At 50.1% G+C, this 20201-nt stretch carries 27 protein-coding genes; 25 read left to right on the top strand and 2 right to left on the bottom strand.

Features of this window, described 5'->3' with window-relative positions:
• Positions 1-160 precede the first annotated feature (160 nt).
• Positions 161-328, bottom strand: a complete 168-nt coding sequence (locus tag A1359_RS22665) for a hypothetical protein (RefSeq protein WP_198159247.1) — start codon at positions 326-328, stop codon at positions 161-163.
• Positions 329-749: 421 nt separating this feature from the next.
• Here A1359_RS22665 and atpD point away from each other — a divergent pair, with 421 nt between their 5' ends.
• The 11 genes from atpD to A1359_RS02445 all read left to right on the top strand — a co-directional run bounded on the left by atpD (position 750) and on the right by A1359_RS02445 (position 8745).
• On the top strand, positions 750-2240 hold the full coding sequence (gene atpD / locus A1359_RS02495; protein ID WP_066977526.1) for a F0F1 ATP synthase subunit beta: 1491 nt from the start codon (positions 750-752) through the stop codon (positions 2238-2240).
• Complete coding sequence (locus A1359_RS02490) at positions 2215-2619, top strand: F0F1 ATP synthase subunit epsilon (RefSeq protein ID WP_066977523.1); 405 nt, start codon at positions 2215-2217, stop codon at positions 2617-2619. Before atpD ends, A1359_RS02490 begins: the two co-directional genes overlap by 26 nt.
• Positions 2612-2950 carry an AtpZ/AtpI family protein gene (locus A1359_RS02485; RefSeq protein WP_066977520.1) on the top strand — a complete coding sequence of 113 codons (339 nt, stop codon included), beginning with the start codon at positions 2612-2614 and terminating at the stop codon, positions 2948-2950. Before A1359_RS02490 ends, A1359_RS02485 begins: the two co-directional genes overlap by 8 nt.
• The gene (locus tag A1359_RS02480; RefSeq protein WP_066977517.1) at positions 2943-3257 is read left to right on the top strand and encodes an ATP synthase subunit I; all 315 of its coding nucleotides are present in this window, start codon (positions 2943-2945) and stop codon (positions 3255-3257) included. Before A1359_RS02485 ends, A1359_RS02480 begins: the two co-directional genes overlap by 8 nt.
• Entirely contained in the window at positions 3247-3930 is a 684-nt protein-coding gene (locus tag A1359_RS02475) for a F0F1 ATP synthase subunit A (protein WP_066977513.1), read from the top strand. Before A1359_RS02480 ends, A1359_RS02475 begins: the two co-directional genes overlap by 11 nt.
• Before the next feature lie 27 nt (positions 3931-3957).
• Positions 3958-4239: a F0F1 ATP synthase subunit C gene (locus A1359_RS02470; protein ID WP_066977509.1), complete on the top strand. Its 282-nt coding sequence runs from the start codon at positions 3958-3960 to the stop codon at positions 4237-4239.
• 3 nt (positions 4240-4242) lie between these two features.
• Positions 4243-5076 carry a F0F1 ATP synthase subunit B family protein gene (locus tag A1359_RS02465; RefSeq protein WP_066977507.1) on the top strand — a complete coding sequence of 278 codons (834 nt, stop codon included), beginning with the start codon at positions 4243-4245 and terminating at the stop codon, positions 5074-5076.
• Positions 5073-6632, top strand: a complete 1560-nt coding sequence (locus tag A1359_RS02460) for an alternate F1F0 ATPase, F1 subunit alpha (RefSeq protein WP_066977504.1) — start codon at positions 5073-5075, stop codon at positions 6630-6632. The genes A1359_RS02465 and A1359_RS02460 overlap by 4 nt, the downstream gene beginning before the upstream one ends.
• Positions 6629-7603 carry a F0F1 ATP synthase subunit gamma gene (locus A1359_RS02455; RefSeq protein WP_066977502.1) on the top strand — a complete coding sequence of 325 codons (975 nt, stop codon included), beginning with the start codon at positions 6629-6631 and terminating at the stop codon, positions 7601-7603. Before A1359_RS02460 ends, A1359_RS02455 begins: the two co-directional genes overlap by 4 nt.
• Before the next feature lie 267 nt (positions 7604-7870).
• Positions 7871-8236: an antitoxin Xre/MbcA/ParS toxin-binding domain-containing protein gene (locus A1359_RS02450; protein ID WP_066977498.1), complete on the top strand. Its 366-nt coding sequence runs from the start codon at positions 7871-7873 to the stop codon at positions 8234-8236.
• Positions 8233-8745, top strand: a complete 513-nt coding sequence (locus tag A1359_RS02445; protein WP_083960456.1) for an RES family NAD+ phosphorylase — start codon at positions 8233-8235, stop codon at positions 8743-8745. Before A1359_RS02450 ends, A1359_RS02445 begins: the two co-directional genes overlap by 4 nt.
• Positions 8746-8801: 56 nt before the next feature.
• Here A1359_RS02445 and A1359_RS02440 read toward each other — a convergent pair whose 3' ends face one another.
• Entirely contained in the window at positions 8802-9671 is an 870-nt protein-coding gene (locus A1359_RS02440) for a WYL domain-containing protein (protein ID WP_066977492.1), read from the bottom strand.
• 268 nt (positions 9672-9939) lie between these two features.
• On the opposite strand from A1359_RS02440, the gene A1359_RS02435 reads away from it, so the two are divergent.
• Genes A1359_RS02435 through cas2e form a run of 14 tightly spaced genes read left to right on the top strand, consistent with a single transcriptional unit; the run spans position 9940 to position 20105 of the window.
• A complete protein-coding gene (locus tag A1359_RS02435; RefSeq protein ID WP_066977529.1) occupies positions 9940-10179 on the top strand; it encodes a type II toxin-antitoxin system Phd/YefM family antitoxin in 240 nt (79 codons plus the stop codon).
• Entirely contained in the window at positions 10179-10460 is a 282-nt protein-coding gene (locus A1359_RS02430) for a type II toxin-antitoxin system RelE family toxin (protein ID WP_066977489.1), read from the top strand. Before A1359_RS02435 ends, A1359_RS02430 begins: the two co-directional genes overlap by 1 nt.
• Before the next feature lie 27 nt (positions 10461-10487).
• Positions 10488-10745, top strand: a complete 258-nt coding sequence (locus A1359_RS02425; RefSeq protein ID WP_066977486.1) for a DUF2442 domain-containing protein — start codon at positions 10488-10490, stop codon at positions 10743-10745.
• 12 nt (positions 10746-10757) lie between these two features.
• On the top strand, positions 10758-13490 hold the full coding sequence (gene cas3, locus A1359_RS02420) for a CRISPR-associated helicase/endonuclease Cas3 (RefSeq protein ID WP_066977483.1): 2733 nt from the start codon (positions 10758-10760) through the stop codon (positions 13488-13490).
• On the top strand, positions 13487-14992 hold the full coding sequence (gene casA, locus A1359_RS02415; protein ID WP_066977480.1) for a type I-E CRISPR-associated protein Cse1/CasA: 1506 nt from the start codon (positions 13487-13489) through the stop codon (positions 14990-14992). The genes cas3 and casA overlap by 4 nt, the downstream gene beginning before the upstream one ends.
• The gene (gene casB / locus A1359_RS02410; RefSeq protein ID WP_066977477.1) at positions 14989-15447 is read left to right on the top strand and encodes a type I-E CRISPR-associated protein Cse2/CasB; all 459 of its coding nucleotides are present in this window, start codon (positions 14989-14991) and stop codon (positions 15445-15447) included. The genes casA and casB overlap by 4 nt, the downstream gene beginning before the upstream one ends.
• A 28-nt stretch (positions 15448-15475) precedes the next feature.
• Positions 15476-16768: a type I-E CRISPR-associated protein Cas7/Cse4/CasC gene (gene cas7e, locus A1359_RS02405; RefSeq protein ID WP_066977474.1), complete on the top strand. Its 1293-nt coding sequence runs from the start codon at positions 15476-15478 to the stop codon at positions 16766-16768.
• 5 nt (positions 16769-16773) lie between these two features.
• On the top strand, positions 16774-17457 hold the full coding sequence (cas5e, locus tag A1359_RS02400; protein ID WP_066977471.1) for a type I-E CRISPR-associated protein Cas5/CasD: 684 nt from the start codon (positions 16774-16776) through the stop codon (positions 17455-17457).
• On the top strand, positions 17444-18061 hold the full coding sequence (cas6e, locus tag A1359_RS02395; RefSeq protein WP_066977468.1) for a type I-E CRISPR-associated protein Cas6/Cse3/CasE: 618 nt from the start codon (positions 17444-17446) through the stop codon (positions 18059-18061). The genes cas5e and cas6e (A1359_RS02395) overlap by 14 nt, the downstream gene beginning before the upstream one ends.
• A gap of 9 nt (positions 18062-18070) precedes the next feature.
• Complete coding sequence (gene cas6e / locus A1359_RS02390) at positions 18071-18226, top strand: type I-E CRISPR-associated protein Cas6/Cse3/CasE (RefSeq protein WP_066977465.1); 156 nt, start codon at positions 18071-18073, stop codon at positions 18224-18226.
• Between the two features lie 47 nt (positions 18227-18273).
• Positions 18274-18549, top strand: coding sequence for a type II toxin-antitoxin system Phd/YefM family antitoxin (locus A1359_RS02385; protein WP_066977462.1), 276 nt, complete (start codon positions 18274-18276; stop codon positions 18547-18549).
• A complete protein-coding gene (locus A1359_RS02380; protein WP_066977459.1) occupies positions 18546-18875 on the top strand; it encodes a type II toxin-antitoxin system RelE/ParE family toxin in 330 nt (109 codons plus the stop codon). The genes A1359_RS02385 and A1359_RS02380 overlap by 4 nt, the downstream gene beginning before the upstream one ends.
• Before the next feature lie 35 nt (positions 18876-18910).
• The gene (cas1e, locus tag A1359_RS02375; RefSeq protein ID WP_066977456.1) at positions 18911-19822 is read left to right on the top strand and encodes a type I-E CRISPR-associated endonuclease Cas1e; all 912 of its coding nucleotides are present in this window, start codon (positions 18911-18913) and stop codon (positions 19820-19822) included.
• Complete coding sequence (gene cas2e / locus A1359_RS02370; RefSeq protein ID WP_066977453.1) at positions 19803-20105, top strand: type I-E CRISPR-associated endoribonuclease Cas2e; 303 nt, start codon at positions 19803-19805, stop codon at positions 20103-20105. The genes cas1e and cas2e overlap by 20 nt, the downstream gene beginning before the upstream one ends.
• The last annotated feature ends 96 nt before the right edge of the window (positions 20106-20201 follow it).

The raw sequence follows: 20201 nt of genomic DNA, 5'->3' as shown, positions 1-20201 counted from the left end.
CATCCTAACCTTCTCCCGGAGGGAGAAGGGATTGTTCTTCCTTAACTTAATGGCAGTGAGGGTTTTAAGTACAAAAAAAGCCTCTAATGTTAATTACATTAGAGGCTATGGAGTGTGCAGTCCGTGAGAGGTCTGCTTTGACTAACAAGGAGGTATCACATCAAGCTTTAGCACGAGCGGGTCTTACAAAATCGAGATTACTGGATAATGACGCTGTACTGAATAACAGCGTGGTCATCAAAATCTGAGCGGACATAAAACTCAAAATCCCTGCCACCAATAACAGGCCAGTCATAACGTCTCTATACAGGTTTTGAGATGTCTTCATTCACTTCACCTTGGCTTTAATTCAGTAGTTAATCAAGCACGACTTAACTATATACCTCTGAATAAAATTTACAATCAGGTTTAAATTAGATTAATTATTTTATTATTAGAAACAATGGGAGCGGTTTTTTCCGCTACACTGTTGCGATTAGTTGTTGCTTACGCTTGATAAAGCCGCGAGGGTTTATGCTACAAGTGTATTCAATCGAAGGGCGTTTTCTATCCTGTCTGTTTAAATCTGCTCCCATCGCTGTATAAAAATCCCGTGAGTTGCAATATTCATTGGCTCGCTATTGAATTGCCATTGCATCATTTAAGCGTAGAGCTCAAGCCCTGAAATGATGTATTAGTCATAATAAATGTGACACCTCAAAAGACAACTCCTATACTGTCCACAGAGGTGAATATGTTTAGAAAACACCATGAATAACCAACTATTCGGCGTAATTGTCTCGGTACGCGGTAGCGTAGTCGATATTCGATTCGATGAATATTTGCCGCCCATCTACTCTTTACTGCACGCTGATCAAGGGAAGATTGTCATCGAGGTGCTGGCACAACTGGATGCCTATCGAGTGCGTGGAATTGCCTTGACTTCCACCCAAGGTCTTGCTCGAGGCATGCCGGTGGAGAACACCGGCGGGCCTTTGCAAGCACCCGTCGGCAAGGGCATACTCTCGCGTATGTTTGACGTTTTCGGCAACGCCATTGACCGCGAAGCGGTACCCACCGATATCCAGTGGCGTTCGGTGCATAGTCCGCCCCCACCATTAGTACGACGCTCCACCCAATCGGAAATATTTGAAACAGGCATCAAGGTCATTGATGTGCTGGTGCCGCTGGAACGCGGTGGTAAAGCGGGGCTTTTTGGCGGGGCAGGTGTCGGCAAGACGGTGTTGCTGACCGAAATGATCCACAACATGATCGGGCACCAACAGGGGGTCAGTATATTTTGTGGCATCGGCGAACGCTGTCGCGAAGGCGAAGAGCTTTACCGTGAAATGAATCAAGCTGGCGTGTTGTCAAATATGGTGATGATCTTCGGCCAAATGAACGAACCGCCTGGCGCCCGTTTTCGAGTCGGTCATGCGGCGTTGACCATGGCCGAGTATTTCCGCGACGACGAACACCGCGATGTGTTGCTGCTGATCGACAATATCTTTCGCTTCATACAAGCAGGCATGGAGATCTCCGGCTTGATGGGGCAAATGCCTTCACGTCTGGGTTATCAGCCGACCATGGGTACCGAGCTGTCGGGGTTGGAGGAGCGCATCGCCAATACTGATAGCGGGGCTATCACTTCCATCCAGGCTGTCTATGTGCCGGCTGACGATTTGACCGATCCAGCTGCAGCGCATACCTTCTCGCATCTGTCTGCCTCTATCGTGTTGTCACGCAAACGGGCTAGTGAAGGATTATTCCCGGCTATCGATCCGCTGCAATCCAGTTCCAAGATGGCCACGCCCGGTATCGTCGGCGAACGGCATTACCGCTTGGCGCAGGAAATCCGCCGGACACTGGCACAATACGAGCAACTCAAAGACATCATTGCCATGCTTGGTTTAGAACAGCTTTCGCCGCAGGATCGCAAGGTAGTTGCCCGGGCTCGTCGGCTGGAGCGCTTTTTAACCCAACCCTTTTTCACCACTGAACAATTCACCGGCATGAACGGAAAACTGGTTAGCCTGAAAGATTCGCTGGATGGCTGTGAGCGCATCCTGCACGATGAATTCAAAGACTACCCTGAAAGTGCGCTTTATATGATAGGCTCGGTAGATGAGGCCATATTGAAAGCAAAATCTGCCAAGTCTGCTGCCAAAGTCTCATCAGAGACTGAAATTGGCACTAAGCCAATCGTCGAGGCGAACTCTCAAAGGGAGATTCAAAATGCCACAGACACTGATGAATCTTAAGATTCTGCTACCTTTCCAAATCTTCGCCGATAAAACCGGCGTTTCGCGCATTGTGGCCGAGACGCCAGACGGCTCCTTTGGGCTACTGCCGCACCGACTCGACTGTGTCGCGGCGCTGGAACCGGGTATTTTAATTTACCAGACAGCATCTGACGGGGAAGTGATGTTGGCCGTGGATGAAGGCGTACTGATCAAGACCGGCCCGGATGTGCTGGTTTCCGTGCGCCGGGCAGTGGACGGTGCGGATCTTGGCCAATTGCGGGATACCGTTGAACAGGAATTTCTGATTCTGGACGAACAAGAGCAAAGCATGCGATCGGTCATGACGAAACTAGAAGCCGGATTTCTACGTCGATTTGCAAACTTTCAACATGAATAATCAGCCCAAGAAGACCAAGCAAGACTCGCCTACTTTTGCCACGCAAGTGGGGGCAAAGGCTGCCCGTAAACTCAAAGCAAAGCGTAACGCTACACCTGGGGTTTGGTTCGGCTTGGGAATGATGGGCCTGGTCGGCTGGTCGGTGGTTGTGCCGACTTTGCTCGGTGCTGCGCTAGGCATCTGGTTGGACCAACATTATCCGGGTGGCCGCTCGTGGACGCTGGCGTTATTGATGGCCGGGCTTACAATGGGTTGCTTCAATGCGTGGCACTGGGTCGATAAAGAAGACCAAGCCATACGGGATGAACAGAAGGAGGACGACGATGAATGAAATGCTGATTGGGGGGCTAACGTGGCTAGCAGGATTGTTGTTGGGTGGAATGTTCTTCGGCGGGCTTTGGTGGACAGTTAACAAGAGCCTTTCATCCCAGCGACCGGCTCTGTGGTTGCTACCCAGCCTGCTATTAAGAATGAGTATTACCCTGGCTGGATTTTATCTGGTTTCTGACGGTCATTGGCAGCGGTTGTTGTTATGTCTGTTGGGATTTGTCATGGCACGCCTAGTCGTGATCAGACTGACTCGGACCTCAGGAGAAGCTCAAACCGGTTCAGCAACGGAGACTAGCCATGCACCTTAGTCCTGATCAGATGATTTTTTGGCAATATGGCTTTATCACACTGAATGCCACTATTGTGTTCACCTGGGGACTGATGTTGCTGTTAGTGGTCGGTTCAAAACTCATCACCCGAAATCTTTCCACCGACCTGCAACGCAGCCGCTGGCAAAATCTACTGGAAATTATCGTCACCGCCATCGAAAAACAAATCGAAGAGGTTGGCTTGACTGAACCGCGAACCTATCTCGGTTTCCTGGGTACCTTGTTCCTGTTCGTTGCCATGGCTAGCCTGTGTACCATTATTCCCGGCTACGAACCGCCGACCGGCTCGCTGTCAACCACCGTGGCACTGGCGCTATGTGTATTGGTGGCTGTGCCGTTTTTCGGCATCCGGGATCAGGGTTTGGGCGGCTATCTCAAGTCTTACTTTGAACCCACGGTCATCATGCTGCCATTTAACATCATTAGCGAAATTTCCCGCACCTTGGCCTTGGCTGTCCGCCTGTTCGGCAACATGATGAGCGGGGCAATGATTATCGGTATTCTGCTGAGCATTACGCCGTTTATTTTTCCTATTATCATGACAATGCTAGGCCTACTGACCGGCATGGTTCAGGCTTATATCTTCACCATCCTGGCTGCAGTTTATATCGCGGCCGCCACGCGGACGCGTAAGCCAGCATTTAAAACTTGAAACATTAAAATAACCTGAGGAAAAACTATGGATAGCATGACTATTATCGCGGTGGCATCTATTGTCATTGCCGGCATCACCACAGGCTTTGGCACTTTAGGGCCTGCATTGTCAGAAGGTAAGGCGGTTGCGACGGCGCTGACAGCGCTGGCCCAACAGCCCGATGCCTCCGCCACCATTACTCGTACTTTGTTTGTCGGTCTGGCGATGATCGAATCCACAGCCATCTACTGCTTCGTGGTCACTATGATTCTTATTTTCGCCAACCCGTTCTGGAATTACGTCATCGCCCAAGCCGCCGGGAAGTAGCCCATGCTGATCGATTGGTTCACCGTTAGCGCACAAGCGCTCAACTTTCTCATCCTGGTGTGGTTGATGAAGCGATTTCTTTACCAACCTATTCTGCACGCCATCGATGAGCGTGAGAAACGAATCGCCGCAGAACTTAGCGATGCCGATACTAAAAGGGCCCAAGCCCAAAAAGAGCGTGACGAGTTTCAGCGCAAGAATGAAGTATTTGATCAGCAACGTACTGCGCTTTTCAGTCAGGCAAAGATTGATGTTGCAGCCGAGCGTCAGCGACTGCTTGATGAAGCGCGTCAGGCGGCCGATAGCTTGAGCGCAAAACGACAGGAAAGCCTCAGAAACGAAGTACATCATCTCAATCTAGCCATTCGTCGTCGCACTCAGCAGGAAGTATTTGCGATTGCGCGACAGACGTTAACGGATCTGGCAACAACCAGTCTGGAAGAATGTCTGTGCGAAGTTTTCACTCGCCGCTTGCAAGAGATGGACGCTGAGACGAAACAAGGCCTCGCTGAAGCACTTAAAACAGCGCTTGCACCCTCACTGTTGCGCAGCGCTTTTGATTTGTCTGCCGAGCAACGTGCGCTGATTCAAAACGCGCTGAATAAAACCTTCTCTGCGGAAGTCAACATCCGCTTCGAAACTGCACCCGAGCAGATCAGCGGCATTGAGCTTACTACTGTGACGGGACAAAAGCTGGCCTGGAGCATCTCGGATTATCTGCTGTCGCTGGAAAAAGCCGTCGATGAACTTGTGCAAGAGAACGACAAATCCATAACCCAGGCTGAGTTTAAGCCTGAAGCTAAAGCAGAGCCTAAGCTAGAAACAAACAGCCAATGAATCAGGAACTCCAGAGCCTGCAAGAAGTTTTCGACCGCACTTTTGCCGACATAAGCCAGGTAAGAGCAGCCTTTACCTCGCAACTGACGCTGCACGAGGTGGGCACGATTACCACGGTCTCTACCGGCATCGCCAAGGTTTCCGGCCTGCCTGGCGTTGGTTTTGAGGAGTTGGTGAAATTCCCTGCTGGCGTATTTGGCATTGCCTTCAACGTAGACGAAAACGAAATCGGCGTCGTGCTGCTCGGCGATTACTGGCATCTAAACACAGGTGATGAAGTCGAGCGCACGGGTCGGGTTATGGATGTGGCGGTGGGTGACGGCTTACTGGGGCGGGTGATTGATCCTCTTGGTAGACCACTGGATGGCAAAGGTACAGTCGTATTCAGCGAACGCTTGCCTATCGAACGTCCCGCTACGCCCATCATGGATAGGGCGCCGGTTACTGTGCCGCTGCAGACTGGCATAAAAGTCATCGATGCACTGATTCCGATAGGACGCGGCCAGCGCGAATTAATCTTGGGCGACCGCCAGACGGGCAAAACCGCCATTGCACTCGATACCATACTCAATCAACGCAACCAAAATGTGCTGTGCGTTTATTGCGCTATTGGTCAGCGCGCCTCTTCCGTGGCAAAGACGGTGGCCATCTTGCGAGAGAAGGGCGCGCTGGATTATACCGTCGTGGTGGTAACCGAGGGTAACGACCCCCCCGGCCTGGCCTATATAGCACCTTACGCCGCTACCAGTATCGCGGAGCACTTCATGCAGACGGGTCGCGATGTGCTAATCGTTTACGATGACCTTACCCAGCATGCCCGAGCCTATCGCGAGCTTTCGTTGTTACTGCGCCGCCCGCCCGGACGAGAAGCGTTTCCCGGTGACATTTTTTATATTCATTCGCGCTTGCTGGAACGCGCGACACATTTACGCGAGGAACTTGGTGGTGGTTCCCTAACTGCCTTGCCTATTATCGAGACTGAAGCGCAAAATATTTCAGCCTATATACCGACCAACCTGATTTCCATTACCGATGGGCAGGTCTACCTGTCGCCTTCGTTGTTTGAATTGGGCGTACTGCCCGCTGTCGATGTCGGTAAATCTGTTTCGCGCGTCGGCGGTAAGGCGCAACTGTCAGCCTATCGCGCTGTGGCGGGTGATCTAAAGCTAGCCTATGCACAGTTCGAGGAACTCGAAACCTTTGCTCGGTTTGGTGCTCGCCTGGATGATATCACCCGCAAATCTATCGATCATGGACGTCGTATCCGCGCCTGTCTGCAACAGCCGGAATTTGCCCCTGTGTCGGTGCCCGCACAAATTGCAATCTTGCTGGCGTTGACGGCTGAGCTTTTCGACACGGTACCGATTGATCAAATGACGGCTGCCGAACAAGCTGTTGATGTGGCGGCAACGAACATTCCAACGGAGGTGTGCGTACGATTGGATAAGGCGAAAAAATTAACCGACGAAGATCGTAAAACCATCATTGAAATTGCCAGACAAGCGCTTGAAACATTTCAAATCCTGCCCAATGCGGCAACGAAAGAAAACTCATGAGCGATACGATAGCTAGTCTGCAAAGAAAAATTAACAGTGCAGGAGAGTTGCAATCGGTGGTTCGCACCATGAAGGCTTTGGCCGCTGCCAGTATTGGTCAATATGAGCAATCGGTGCGCGCGCTGTCCGATTACTACCGTACCGTGGAACTGGGCTTATGCGTGTGTTTTCGCCAAATCGAATCCAGGTCTGTCAGAGCGGAACAAACATCAAGAACCGAGCAGAATACAGTCGCTGCCATCGTGTTTGGTTCTGATCAAGGTTTGGTCGGTCAGTTTAATGAGGTGGTAGCGGATTATGCGATAAAGACGCTCGCCGCTCAACCCGGCAAGCTGCATGTCTGGGCTGTCGGTGAGCGCGTTCATGCCAGATTGGCGGATGCGGATCTGCCTTTAACTGGCTTGTTTGCCGTGCCAAATTCCGTCCAGGCTATTACACCGCTGATCGGGCAGATTCTGGTGGCGAGCGACTTGATCCATAGCTCTTCGGCACCACTTGGGGCAGGTGCTGCGGATAAGCTGAGTACAAATCAAACTGAAGTTGCCGAACTTTATCTGTTTTACAACCGCCCCAAGTCCGATGCGATTTATGAGCCCGTGAGCTTGCGATTGCTGCCACTGGATGAAAAATGGCAACGCCAGCTAGCTGATCTTCCATGGCCTACGGGAAACTTGCCAGAGGTTGTTGGTGGTGACACCACAACTTTGCGCGCGCTGATTAGCGAATATCTTTTTGTCTCGCTGTTCCGTGCCTGTGCTGAATCTCTGGCGAGTGAGAATGCCAGCCGCTTGGCCGCGATGGAGCGTGCCGACAAAAACATCGACGAATTATTGGAAACTTTCCACACCCATTTCCACCTTTTACGGCAGAGCAACATAGACGAGGAACTGTTCGATGTAATTTCAGGTTACGAAGCGCTGTCAATGGAAAAAAACATTAAGGCTTCCGCCAACAATAACCTCCCGGAATAATCAGCCTTGAAGCAGAGCCGGGTAGCAGAGGAGAAAATCATCAAAATCGTCAATGCCCTGTGATTTGGTAAATGTGCGCAAGGCATTTGTATTCATATTGATTCCGCGTTTTATTGTTTATTTGACAAGAAGTTATCTTCACCCGGAGTCAGTTTGTGCATGGTCAAATGTAAAAAGGGTTATCAGGCAATTCGCATAGAAAAATGCTGCTGGCATTCCATATGCCCTATAATCTGTCCTTAAACAGGGTTAAATAGGGAGGCATTTATGACTACTAGCGGTTTTCTGCATCAAGTTATTTCCGACGAAGGATTTATTGCCGCCAATACCTTGGCCAAGGTATTGCACATCACGCAAAACGATCTGGCCGAGGTTACCGGCTTGTCCCGTGATTCAGTCACCAAGAGCGCCCGTTGTAAAAGCCGCACCACCCAGGCACGCCTAAGAGATACAGTAGAGATCATCAATCGTGTAGCTGAGTGGTCGGGGGGTGTGGGACGCGCGTTTGCCTGGTTTCGTTCACAGCCCCTGCCTTCTTTCGGAGATAAAACCGCAGAAGATTTAGTTAAGGAAGGCCGGGCTGAAGCGGTGAAAGCCTATTTAGCACGCATTGCCGATGGCGGGTACGCTTGACGATCAGCGTCAGACGGTTTACCGGAACGGTGTATCGTGCCCATCACCCGATGTGGTCTTACGATCCCTTGTCGGGTAATGGCGCCAAGCAACATGGCGGACGCTTTAACCCGCCTGGCTGTGCGGCGCTTTATCTGTCGCTTGATCCGACCACCGCCTGGATGGAAGCGCAGCAAGGTTTTCCTTTTAAACCACAACCGATGACCTTAGTCGCTTATGAGGTCGATTGTGCAAATATCGCCGACCTTAACGACGAGCAGCAATTGGTAAGCTGTGCGTGGGAAGATCTGACCACACAAAATCAAGTACCGCCGACTTGGCGATTAGCCGAGCAATTGCAAGCGCTTGAGTTTAGCGGAATTCTGCTACGTAGTTTTGCTTCCGGCTGTACCGCTAAAAACCAAAACCTGGTGTTATGGAACTGGTCGGATGTAGCACCAAATGCCATTCGAGTCATTGATGATTTTGGCAGGCTACCCAAAACGCCAAAATCTTGGACTGACCATTAATATGAAATTGTTTTCACAACCCCATCTATCATTACAAGTGCTGAATCAAGACCAGCCTAAAAAGCCATGTAAAGAAGCAACTCCTCCCTATTAAGCAAAACAGTCTGTTGGGTCATGGCTTCGCGTTGATAATCGTCTTTTCCGATACGCAAAGATAATAATAAATACGACAACAAAGCCGCTCTTACTGTAATAGTGGCTTTACCATCCACCATGCCAAAATCGCGCTCGATCGCCAGTTTTTGCGAATCGCTCAAACCAGGATGAGGGCCGATTTCAACCGTCAATAGAGTTTCCCATAACGTATCGACAGGGGTGGGATTTTCCGGCTTACCTACCACCATAGCCTGATGAATCCTTGCCAACACAAAATCGCGAAAATCATTGTGCGAATAACTAAACGCCCGCATATGCCAGCGCCATCCGTCAAACACCAGCGTGTGCGGCTGCACTTTGCGAACCGCAGGCTCAGACGTTGTCATCGATTGATAACCGATTTCCAACACTAAACCGAAACGCGCCGCTTGTAACACTGGGCGCAATATATTGATATCCAGATGGCGCGTGGGCGTCGTCAATATCTCCACCGCCGGCATATTGCTCATCAAAGTCAACACCGGAGACGCGGCAGACTGCGAGGCTTGCAGTACCTGCATGCATTCCTGCGGCTGGCCAGTGATCAATAACGGCTGAAACTGCTCGGTGATCAAATAGCGCTTTAAAGACCGGTCATAGCGCAAATTGTCTGGCCGCAACGATAAATACCGGCCAATATCTTTGGTCGCCTGCACTCGGCTGATGGCAAAGGTATCGGTCAGAAAATTCGTCGCCAGTTCGCCGGTCCAGAATACCGTTGCTTCCAGTAGCGTCAAACGCTGACGGACATCCCATTTCAAATCTAATATTGTGGTTTCGCCGTCGCCCATAAAAAATATGCTAAAAAAGATTGCATGACAAAAAAGTTATGAGTTAAAGTCTACACCGAACTGCCGCCAGGCGTTGGCCTAAATCATAGAAACTGTCGGCGTAACCTGGGTGAAAGTCTAACGTTAAACGAGACAATGTATGTCGAGCACAGCGCTGTATTACCGTTATTGGAGCAAAGCAGAAAATCGTTTACAGCAACGCACTAGGATTGTGGGTGGAAAAATGATTAAAATGGACAAAATAGTCATTTTTTAAATGGAGGATTTTATGAAAATTATCAATGCCACCCAAGCCAAGCAAGCTTTCGGAGAATTATTGAACAACGCACAGCAGGAACCGGTTGCCATCCAAAAACACCATAAGGATTTCGCCATTTTAGTGTCGTCAGCCCGTTATCAGGAGTTGCTGGCATTTGAAGATACATGCCTACACAACTTGGCCGTGTTGGCCGAACAGGAAGGCTTTATCGGTGCGGAAGCCAGTAAGAATTTATTGGATAGCATTTGATGCGTCAGATCGATTTCACCAAATCAGCAGAAAAAAGCCTGCGAAAACTGGCCGAATCGGATCAGCGCATTGCCAAGCAGATCAAAATCAAGTTGCTGGCTTTACTGCAAGAGCCGCAGCCGCAGGAGTCGCTAAACATGGTTGGCAACCCCGAGTATTTGCGGGTTCGGGTTGGTAAATACCGGATTATCTATCGCTTTGATGATGCCATGCTTTACATCGTGTTGATTGCCAAACGCGAAATTGTGTACGAAGAATTTGCCCGACTAATGGCTCGATGAAAACCGTTATGTCGTAGGAATCAGGACATGGCTATGCACGTTACCGATGTTGAAACACTCGAAAACTACGAACTTAAGCTGACGTTTAACAATGGTGTTACCGGCGTTGTCGATTTAAGCAACGCATTGTGGGGAGAAATGTTCGAGCCATTATCAGACCCGTTGTTATTCCGCCAAATTCGGCTAGACCCGGAGTTAGGAACCGTTAGCTGGCCAAACGGTGCTGATTTGGCGCCGGAATTTCTATACGACTTGATTCAACCGATAAGCAACATGGACCAATAAGCGAGGCCAACAATGTCAGATACAAGGCTGTATTACAAGTATTGGGGAAAGGCCAGACCGGAGGATGGCGAAGGCCCTGCTTACCATTTGCTGCCTTACCATTGTCTGGATGTAGCGGCGGTGGCGGATGCTTGGCTAAAAACCAGCAAAAATCTGCAACGTAGTTTTGCCGGGATAAGCGGTTTGAATGAAGAGCAAACACGCGCTTGGCTACTGTTTTTTATCGCTTTGCACGATTACGGTAAATTCGATTTACGCTTTCAACGTAAAGCGAGTGCTGCCTGGGTTGCGGCTAATCCAAAGCTCTCGGCCGCACCGGTTCAATTAAATGGTAAGGCTATTAAGGACTATTACCATGGCCCAGCAGGTTTGTACTGGTTTTATAACGACTTAAGGGAACGGTTTTCGGCGGGCGACGGGGATTTTTGTTTCGACGACAACGATGATTGGAATGCCTGGTGCAGTTGGTTGGCACCTGTCGTTGGGCATCACGGTATTGTGCCGGAAGAGCATGTCAAGGATTCTTACGAATATGATTTGTGCGCTTCTGACGAATTAAAGACCTCTTTCAGGCAAAGCCGCCTGCAATGGCTGCAAATCTTGGAACAGCTATTTTTGCAACCAGCAGGCATCACTTTAGACGCTAATCCGCCCGAATTAAAAACCGGAAAAAACCATCAATCGGCAGCTATTATGCTGGCCGGATTCTGTTCGGTATGCGATTGGTTGGGCTCGTCTGAACGTTTCATTTATGACGATAAACCTTGTGGTGACTTGGATGCCCTGCAACGTTGGTACGCCGTTCGATTAACTATTGCCGAGCAAGCGTTGAATGATGCCGGTGTAATCGGTCAGGCCAAGGCTTACCAATCCGTCGACGAATTACTTGATCCCGGCAATAAGCCGCGGCAAGTGCAATGTCTCATTGAGAAGTTACCGAAAGCGCCCGGTTTGACCATCGTCGAAGCCTCCACCGGTTCTGGCAAAACCGAAACGGCGCTGGCCTATGCGTGGCAACTATTGGCGTTGGGATTGGCCGACAGCATCATATTCGCGTTGCCAACCCAGGCTACCGCCAACGCCATGTTGAGCCGTTTAGAAAAAGCCGCACCGTTATTGTTTGCCAATCAAACCAACTTGGTACTGGCGCATGGCCGCGCCAGGTATCAACAGGATTTCATCGATTTGAAACAAGCTTGCCTGCCGCAAACCGCGCAAGGTCATGAAGAAGCCTGGGTGCAATGCGGCCAATGGCTGGCGCAGAGTCGCAAGCGGGTGTTTTTGGGTCAAATCGGCGTGTGTACCGTCGATCAGGTTTTGGTATCGGTATTACCGGTCAAGCATAAATTCGTGCGCGGATTTGGCATCGGCCGTAGCGTGTTGATTATCGACGAAGTGCACGCCTACGACAGTTACATGTACGGTTTGCTGGAAGCCGTGTTGGAACAACAGCGTTTGACCGGCGGAAGCGCGGTTTTGCTGTCGGCAACCTTGCCGTTCGAACAAAAACGCCAATTGGCGAACGCCTGGAACTGTGCGCTACCGGACGAAAACAAAAATTATCCGTTGATTAGCCATTGCCAAGACGGTCAAGTTCAGTTTTTCGATTTGTCGGACTTGCCGGAGCAAATGCCCACGCCGACGACGGTCAACATTGAACTGCTGAAAACCCCGGAATTATTGCCGGATGCCGACTTGCTACAACGTTTGTTGGACGCAGTGGAGCAAGGCGCACAAGTTTGCTTGGTCTGTAATCTGGTGGCTGTCGCCCAGCAGCTATACCAATCTTTGCGCCAACGTGTGCAACAGTCGCCGACACTCAACGAAGAACAACTGTTGCTGTTCCATTCCCGTTTCATCTTCGCCGACCGGCAGAAAAAGGAACAAACCGTTCTTCAATGCTTCGCCCCGGAATCGCTAGAACGTCGTAAACAAGGCCGTTTGCTGATTGCCACGCAAGTGGTCGAACAGTCGCTGGATTTGGATTTCGATTGGTTGATTACCCAACTTTGCCCGGTCGATTTACTGTTTCAACGCATGGGCCGCTTGCATCGGCACGCTAAAAATCAAAGCGGTCGACCTAGCGGATTCACAGAACCGGTTTGTACCGTGCTATTGCCGGAAAACATCGATTACGACCTGCATGCCGTGATTTATGGCAATAGTCGAGTGCTTTGGCGAACCCAACAATTGTTGGAGCAGGCCAAACGGGAAACCGGTTCCAGGCTGGCGTTTCCGGTTGTTTACAGACCTTGGATTGAGTTGGTTTATGGCCAAGAGGCTTGGAGTGACGAGCCGGATGCGGTGACAAAAAATTACGAAACCTATAAAGACGCTTGTTACACCAGCCACATGTCCGCCAAACAATTGATTAGGAGCTCGATGCATGAATTGTCAGATAACGATTCCACTGTCGCAGCACTAACCCGCGATGGCGAGATGAGTTTAAATGTTTTGCCGGTTTATCTCGACGATCAGGGGCGGGAACATGTTTTGAATGGTGATTGCTTGCACGACCTCGACGAAAGCAATTTGGCAGAAGCGCTAAATCTAAATACCGTTGCCGTGCCGCATAGCTGGGCCAATCGAGATCGGCTGCCGAAAGCCGGCCAAGATGGCTTGATCCACTTACCAATGCAGCACCAAGAAGCGGGCGGTTTTATCGCTCACCATGAAAATGACACCTATCTCTACCATGCCGATACCGGCTTATTTCGCATTGAAACAACCAAGGAGAGCGTATGAATCTACTGACTGACGCCTGGATACCTGTTCAACAGCAAGGCAGCTATCAAAAAATCGGCTTGCAACAATTGCTATGCGGCGAAGCCAGCGGCGAATTGTGTTTGCCGCGCGACGATATGGAACTGGCGGGTTTGCAATTGCTGTGTGCCATCACACAAGTGTTGTTTACACCCAAGGATAAAAAAGAGCTGGGGCGGTTTGTTCAACAGCCATTGACGCCGGAGAATTACGCCGAAGCCTGCAAAAGCAAAATGGACTGGTTCGATTTGGATCATCCGCAAACGCCGTTTATGCAGATACGCGGCGTCGATGCCAAAGAACCGACTCCGATGGACAAATTATTGGCAGGCGTCGCCGACGGTACCAATAAGACCTTCGTCAATCCTCCCGGTTTGGGCGAAGCCTTGTGTGGAGGTTGCGCAGCGATTGCACTATTCAATGTTGCTAACAATGCGCCGAGCATGGGCGGTGGCTTTAAGGGCAGTCTGCGCGGCAGCACGCCGATTACGGTTTTGATCAAAGGAAACGATTTACGCCAAACACTCTGGCTCAACGTCTTGACCGAAGAAACCGCCGAATCGGTAATGCCTTGGTATCAAGCGACAAATAATCAACGACCGAATTACCTGGATACCGTTAAAGCGGGAGACAAGTTTCCTGCATCCGCCATCGGGTTAGCTCGCGGTTTACTCTGGCAGCCTGCCCACTTTGAATTGCTCCCGGCTCAGAAAACCGGGATATGCAGTTGCTGCGGCTGCGATGAACCGGTTTATCGAGGATTCAAAAAAGCCAAGTTCAATTACACCGTGGAAGGCGTTTGGCCGCATCCGCTGTCATCCCGCACGTTTACTGTCAAAAAAGGCGAAAAAGAAGAGAGGTTTCCGTCATTCACCACAACCGCGCCGACCTGGACGCATTTGAGTAAATTGGTGGTCGATCAATTGGACGATAAACAAGGTCAGCAAGCCGCTCCGGTGCTACAACAGGCCAGAACGTTCATGACCGCCAACAAAATTCAGTTAATCATCGGCGGTTATCGCAACAATCAAGCAACTGTATTGGAACGTCGGCATGAGTTCTTCAGTTTGGCGCAGGGCTGGGCAGAACACGGTTTGGTGATTCATAAGATCATCGAAGGCGGATTAGCTTATAAAACGGCTCTCCGTAAGAGTCTATTCACTTTTGTTAGCGGCGCCTTGGTTAATCCTGGAAGCAAATCAAGCAGAGACAAAATTAGTGAAATATGTGGATGTATTGAGGCCGTTTACTACCAGCAAACCGAACACCTGTTGCACCAAGTTTTCGCAGAGGTGAAATTTGCCGCCCCCGATTCCACACTGCAAGCGTTGAATCGTAAGCTCAAAACTGTCGTAATCGATTTGTTCGAGCAAGCGACCACCCCTTACCGACAGGAACCCAAAATGTTGAAAGCGTTGGCTTTAGCTAGGCGCTCGTTGCATAAATCGCTTAAAGAACTGGAACCCGAAGGAGCTAAAGCATGAGTGAAGGACAAAACCATGTGCTGGATTTTATGATCCTGTATGAACGCTACCAAAAGCTTAAGCCCGGTCCGCAGGCCGAATTGAAGCGAGTAGCGCAGCCGGACGATTTGCTGGAGATACCTGCATTCTATCGTTTGCTGCATGACGCTAGAGCCGGCAAAGACATGCAACGTTTGGTGTATTGCTTGCCGCTGATCACTCATCAGGAAAGCGGCGATTCGTTGGGAAAGGCCTTAGCGAAGGCAGAAATCAACGAAAAGCGTTTGTTTATGGTCATTCGATCCGAGGAGCCAAATGACTTGATTCAGTTACGACGCTTGCTCAAACAATCTGATAAGCCAAAAGTAGACTGGATAAAAATGGCGAAAACTATTTGGAATTGGAATAGACCAGACCTCCGCGTAAAGCAAAAGCTTTTGGAAGACTTCTTTTTAAATCAACACACTAAAAAATAACCCGCTTAAATTAAAGGAATTCAGAGCCATGAATGAAAATTTTGTTAATTTCCACGTGTTAATTTCTCATAGTCCATCTTGTTTAAACCGCGATGACATGAATATGCAAAAGTCGGCAATTTTTGGTGGGAAACGGCGAGTACGTGTTTCAAGCCAGAGCTTGAAACGGACGATGCGTAACAGTAACTATTACAAGCAACATTTTCCAGAACGTTCAATCAGAACTAGGGAGCTGGGTTTGTTAATTGAAACGCTTGCTGATGAACTGGCTTGTGGAGGTTATGAAGTCGAAAAGCATTGGATAGAAAAAGCTGTTCAAGTTTTTAGTAGTAAAACCTTGGCTGGTGAAGAAGATAACGAAGAAGAAAATTCAGATGATGTAAGTCAGGAAGACTATAGCGAAGCTCCGACAAAGAAAGTTGCTGTTGCGCCCTGGGCTGTTTCTGAGTTTAAGTTTTTATGCGACAACGTAATTAGGGTTTATCAGCAAGAGCTGACAGATAAAGAAAAAGATGCCCTACAAAAGGCTATCGAAAAAGAAAACAGTAGAAAACCAACTAAGAAAAAGCCTAAAAAATCTAGCGACGAAATTAAGGACGAGTTCTTGTTAAAAAAATTGAAAAAGGAGCTCGAAGCTGATTCGGCAGGGCTGCTAAAAGCATGTGGAAATGCAATTGATATGGCATTGTCCGGGCGAATGGCAACATCGGGTTTAATGTCAAATATCACTGGCGCTTTGGCTGTGGCCCACGCCATCACCACCCACGCCGTCGATGCCGACATCGACTGGTTCACTGCCGTAGACGACTTGCAGGAATTGGGTTCCGGTCATTTGGATACTCAGGAATTTTCTTCCGGCGTATTCTACCGTTACGCCAGCCTTAACCTGAAACAGTTGCAAGTCAATCTGGGCTTGTTGTCCGATATTAAAGCCGAGGAAACCGCCGAAGGCCGCGCCAAAGCACTGGAAATTGCCGCCCACGTCCTGCATATGCTGGCGACCGAAGTGCCGAGTGCCAAACAGCAAAGTTTTGCCGCGCACAATCTGGCGGATTTAGCCTTGGTCAGTTTTTCGCATCAGCCTATTTCGTTGGCAAATGCCTTCGAAAAACCGGTTCAGTCTGACTACAAAACCGGCGGCTTCCGCGAACCGTCTATCACGGTTCTGAATAGCCATTGGGACAAAATCCATCGTGGTTACGGTTTGCAGGAGCGTTGCTCCGAATTTGCCCTGGATGAAGTGAGTTTGCCGAATGACATCGCCGCAAAACCATCGCTGCCTGCGTTGGAAAACTGGATCAGAACCAACGGCCAAGGATAAACGCCATGCGCGAGTATTTAATCTTAAAACTGCAAGGGCCAATGCAAGCCTGGGGCCGGGAAAGCTTCGAGGGCTTACGGCCTTCCGAATTGTTTCCGGGTCGCAGCGCTTTACTTGGTTTATTGGGAGCATGTCTTGGTATTGACCGAATTGACCACGAAGGTCTACAAGCTTTGGCTGCGAGTGTGTCGTTTGCGGTAAGAGTTGATCCGGTTTTTGATAGGGCGACCGGCAAGTTCATTCCTACGCAAAAAATGACCGACTACCACACCGTTAAAAACGCTCGCGAGGATTACCGAGGCCTGAAAAGTCACGACACCATCCAGACTTGGCGCGAATATTGGCAAGATGCTTGTTATACCGTGGCGGTTTGGGCTAATGACAACCGGACTATCGATTTGGACGACATCGAGCAAGCTGCAAAACGGCCACTGTATACGCCGGTACTCGGGCGAAGAAGTTGCCCACTGGCTAGACCGATATTCGATACGCGCGTGTCCGCAGATTCCGCATTGGCGGCGTTGGCGTTATGCGGAGAAGCGGGTGGTACGGTTTACAGCGAAGAATTCACCGACAACGCTATCCCAATGAAAAAACGCGATGTGCCGATCATTCATCAACCAAGGCAATTCGCCAGCCGCACCGTTTACATGTCCAACGGACAAGGAGGGCAGCATGTTTCTGAGTAAAGTGCATATTCCCTGGCAGCAAGCGAAAAACACTTATCAGTTTCATCAAGCCTTATGGCGATTGTTTCCAGGGTGCGAAGAAGCTGAGCGGGACTTTTTGTTTCGGGTCGAGCAAGTTCAGGCCGGTGTTGGCGCCAATGTGTTATTGCAATCGGCAATCAGACCGGTAGGCGGCGAGCAAAGTCCATTGCTGTTGGGGCAACGTGAATTTGAGTTGAATGTTCCAAACGGTCAGCGTTTGCGCTTTCGGCTACGGGCCAATCCGATTAAAACCATCAAGGACAGCAGCAAGGGGACGGTCGAAAAAAAGGGCAAGACCTTTACCAAAACCGTGCGCGTACCGTTATTACACGAAGAACAGCAACAAGCATGGCTGGAACGTAAGTTACAGAATTTTGCGCGTCTGGAGTCGTTAATCGTAAAACCAGAAACAGTGACGTATTTTCGAAAGCCCAAAGAAGGCCGCAGCGGCAAGATTCAGACAGTGTTATTTGACGGCGTGATGACTGTAACTGATTCGGCTGAATTTGAAACTCAGGTTACCCAAGGCATCGGCCCAGCCAAAGCCTTCGGTTGCGGTTTGCTATCCATCGCTAGGTTTTGAGGAAACGTAGTGCTATTCAACATCATCGTTCTCGGCTTCAGTACATTGGATTTCACCGGCGAACTGCAAATCACCGACGCCGAAGCCTTCCGCCAAACCCTGTTCACAGGCTTAGGCCGGGTTAAGGCGTTTGGCTGTGGTTTGTTGCTGGTCAAACGAATATAATCAAACTTAAATTAATCCGAATTAAGTCCGATCTAGGTTGTATCGAAATGAAATTATCCGAAAATATAAAACCTATCAGTTACTTAAAAGCCAATGCTGCCGAAGTGATTGCAAAGCTCAAATCCGATCATCAAGCCATGGTCATCACCCAAAATGGTGAAGCCGCCATGGTGATTCAGTCGGTTGCCGATTATGAGCAAACGCAGGAAACATTGGCTTTATTAAAAATTCTGGCGCAAAGCCAGGAAGCCTTCGTGGAAGGAAACACAGTTTCCAGCGGAGAAGCCTTTGCGCGGTTACGCGAGCGGCGCGGCTTGGCATGAGCGTTCCGGTACTACTGACCGAGCCGGCAGTGTCGGATTTGTTGGCAATCAATGATTACTATCTGCTCCAAGTCAGCGACAAAACCGCGGCTAAAATTATTGATAGCCTGGAAGTTGCTATCAACAGCCTTGGAGACTTAAATGAGCGCGGCACCGTTCCGAAAGAATTACTGAGCTTGGGAATTCGGCAATACCGCCAATTGATCGTAAAACCGTATCGTATTATTTACCAGAGAATGCTTGACCAAGTCGTCGTGCATGCCGTTCTGGATGGACGCCGCGATATGCAAACCTTGTTAACTCAGAGATTGATCGGCAGCATCTAGCGCGGTCATGTTAAGAAATTAAGGATGATTGAACCATGCTTCCACCCCTCAAACCCATTGCCATGAAAGAACGCGTCTCGTTGGTCTTTATCGAAAAAGGCCAGATCGATGTCAAAGACGGCGCCTTTGTCGTCATCGACGAAACCGGCATCCGCACCCACATTCCGGTGGGTTCCATCGCCTGCATCATGCTGGAACCCGGCACTCGCGTCTCGCATCACGCCGCCGCCCTGGCTGCCAGAGCCGGCACCTTGCTGGTTTGGGTGGGCGAAGCCGGCGTAAGGCTATATGCTGCCGGCCAACCCGGCGGCGCGCGCTCGGACCGCTTGCTCTATCAGGCCAAACTGGCGCTGGACGACAACGCCCGCTTGAAAGTCGTGCGCAAGATGTACGAAATCCGTTTCGGCGAAAAACCGCCCGAACGCCGCAGTGTCGAACAGCTGCGCGGCATCGAAGGCGCCAGAGTGCGCAAGCTGTACCAATTGTTGGCCAAGCAGGCCGGCGTGGAATGGAAAGGCCGCAATTACGACCACACCCAATGGGATAACAGCGACACAGCCAACCGCTGCATCAGCTCGGCTACTGCTTGTTTGTACGGCATCTCCGAAGCAGCGGTGCTGGCCGCTGGTTACGCCCCGGCCATTGGCTTCATCCACACCGGTAAGCCTCTGTCGTTTGTCTACGATATTGCAGACCTATTCAAATTCGACGACATCATCCCGCACGCCTTCAAGATCGCCGCCAAGAACTACCCGAATCCGGAACGCGAAGTGCGACTGATGTGCCGGGATATATTCCGGCAAAGCAAAATCCTCAGGAAGATCATTCCCACTATCGAAGAGGTATTGGCGGCAGGCGAATTGGTAATCCCTACACCGGCGGAAGAAAATATCGCCCCCGCCATCCCCAACCCAGAGAGTATCGGCGATGTTGGTCATCGTAACTGAAAACGTCCCGCCCCGTTTGCGCGGGCGCTTGGCGGTATGGCTAATCGAAATTCGGGCCGGCGTTTATGTCGGCGACTTATCGGCCAAAGTCCGCGACATGATCTGGTCGCAAATCGAACAGGGTTTAGAAGAAGGTAATGCGGTAATGGCCTGGTCCACCAACACCGAATCCGGTTTCGACTTCATGACCTTGGGCAAGAATCGGCGACTACCGGTGGAGCTGGACGGCTTGAAACTGGTATCGTTTTTCCCGATAGAAGACGATGAAACCGAAGCTCTTTAACAACGCGGAAAATACCGAAAAAATCGGTAAAAAAATAGACGGGCTATTTCCGTTTATCTAACAATGAGTTAGGATTAGTGCGTTCCCCGCACCCGC

It is taken from the genome of Methylomonas lenta (assembly GCF_001644015.1).
Classification (GTDB): Bacteria; Pseudomonadota; Gammaproteobacteria; order Methylococcales; family Methylomonadaceae; genus Methylomonas; species Methylomonas lenta.
This window is presented reverse-complemented; position numbering and strand designations above follow the sequence as displayed.

Bases quoted from the DNA above. Each gene is read 5' to 3' on its own strand.
- A1359_RS22665 (WP_198159247.1), bottom strand. From the start codon at position 328: ATGAAGACATCTCAAAACCTGTATAGAGACGTTATGACTGGCCTGTTA.
- atpD (WP_066977526.1), top strand. From the start codon at position 750: ATGAATAACCAACTATTCGGCGTAATTGTCTCGGTACGCGGTAGCGTA.
- A1359_RS02490 (WP_066977523.1), top strand. From the start codon at position 2,215: ATGCCACAGACACTGATGAATCTTAAGATTCTGCTACCTTTCCAAATC.
- A1359_RS02485 (WP_066977520.1), top strand. From the start codon at position 2,612: ATGAATAATCAGCCCAAGAAGACCAAGCAAGACTCGCCTACTTTTGCC.
- A1359_RS02480 (WP_066977517.1), top strand. From the start codon at position 2,943: ATGAATGAAATGCTGATTGGGGGGCTAACGTGGCTAGCAGGATTGTTG.
- A1359_RS02475 (WP_066977513.1), top strand. From the start codon at position 3,247: ATGCACCTTAGTCCTGATCAGATGATTTTTTGGCAATATGGCTTTATC.
- A1359_RS02470 (WP_066977509.1), top strand. From the start codon at position 3,958: ATGGATAGCATGACTATTATCGCGGTGGCATCTATTGTCATTGCCGGC.
- A1359_RS02465 (WP_066977507.1), top strand. From the start codon at position 4,243: ATGCTGATCGATTGGTTCACCGTTAGCGCACAAGCGCTCAACTTTCTC.
- A1359_RS02460 (WP_066977504.1), top strand. From the start codon at position 5,073: ATGAATCAGGAACTCCAGAGCCTGCAAGAAGTTTTCGACCGCACTTTT.
- A1359_RS02455 (WP_066977502.1), top strand. From the start codon at position 6,629: ATGAGCGATACGATAGCTAGTCTGCAAAGAAAAATTAACAGTGCAGGA.
- A1359_RS02450 (WP_066977498.1), top strand. From the start codon at position 7,871: ATGACTACTAGCGGTTTTCTGCATCAAGTTATTTCCGACGAAGGATTT.
- A1359_RS02440 (WP_066977492.1), bottom strand. From the start codon at position 9,671: ATGGGCGACGGCGAAACCACAATATTAGATTTGAAATGGGATGTCCGT.
- A1359_RS02435 (WP_066977529.1), top strand. From the start codon at position 9,940: ATGAAAATTATCAATGCCACCCAAGCCAAGCAAGCTTTCGGAGAATTA.
- A1359_RS02430 (WP_066977489.1), top strand. From the start codon at position 10,179: ATGCGTCAGATCGATTTCACCAAATCAGCAGAAAAAAGCCTGCGAAAA.
- A1359_RS02425 (WP_066977486.1), top strand. From the start codon at position 10,488: ATGGCTATGCACGTTACCGATGTTGAAACACTCGAAAACTACGAACTT.
- cas3 (WP_066977483.1), top strand. From the start codon at position 10,758: ATGTCAGATACAAGGCTGTATTACAAGTATTGGGGAAAGGCCAGACCG.
- casA (WP_066977480.1), top strand. From the start codon at position 13,487: ATGAATCTACTGACTGACGCCTGGATACCTGTTCAACAGCAAGGCAGC.
- casB (WP_066977477.1), top strand. From the start codon at position 14,989: ATGAGTGAAGGACAAAACCATGTGCTGGATTTTATGATCCTGTATGAA.
- cas7e (WP_066977474.1), top strand. From the start codon at position 15,476: ATGAATGAAAATTTTGTTAATTTCCACGTGTTAATTTCTCATAGTCCA.
- cas5e (WP_066977471.1), top strand. From the start codon at position 16,774: ATGCGCGAGTATTTAATCTTAAAACTGCAAGGGCCAATGCAAGCCTGG.
- cas6e (WP_066977468.1), top strand. From the start codon at position 17,444: ATGTTTCTGAGTAAAGTGCATATTCCCTGGCAGCAAGCGAAAAACACT.
- A1359_RS02385 (WP_066977462.1), top strand. From the start codon at position 18,274: ATGAAATTATCCGAAAATATAAAACCTATCAGTTACTTAAAAGCCAAT.
- A1359_RS02380 (WP_066977459.1), top strand. From the start codon at position 18,546: ATGAGCGTTCCGGTACTACTGACCGAGCCGGCAGTGTCGGATTTGTTG.
- cas1e (WP_066977456.1), top strand. From the start codon at position 18,911: ATGCTTCCACCCCTCAAACCCATTGCCATGAAAGAACGCGTCTCGTTG.
- cas2e (WP_066977453.1), top strand. From the start codon at position 19,803: ATGTTGGTCATCGTAACTGAAAACGTCCCGCCCCGTTTGCGCGGGCGC.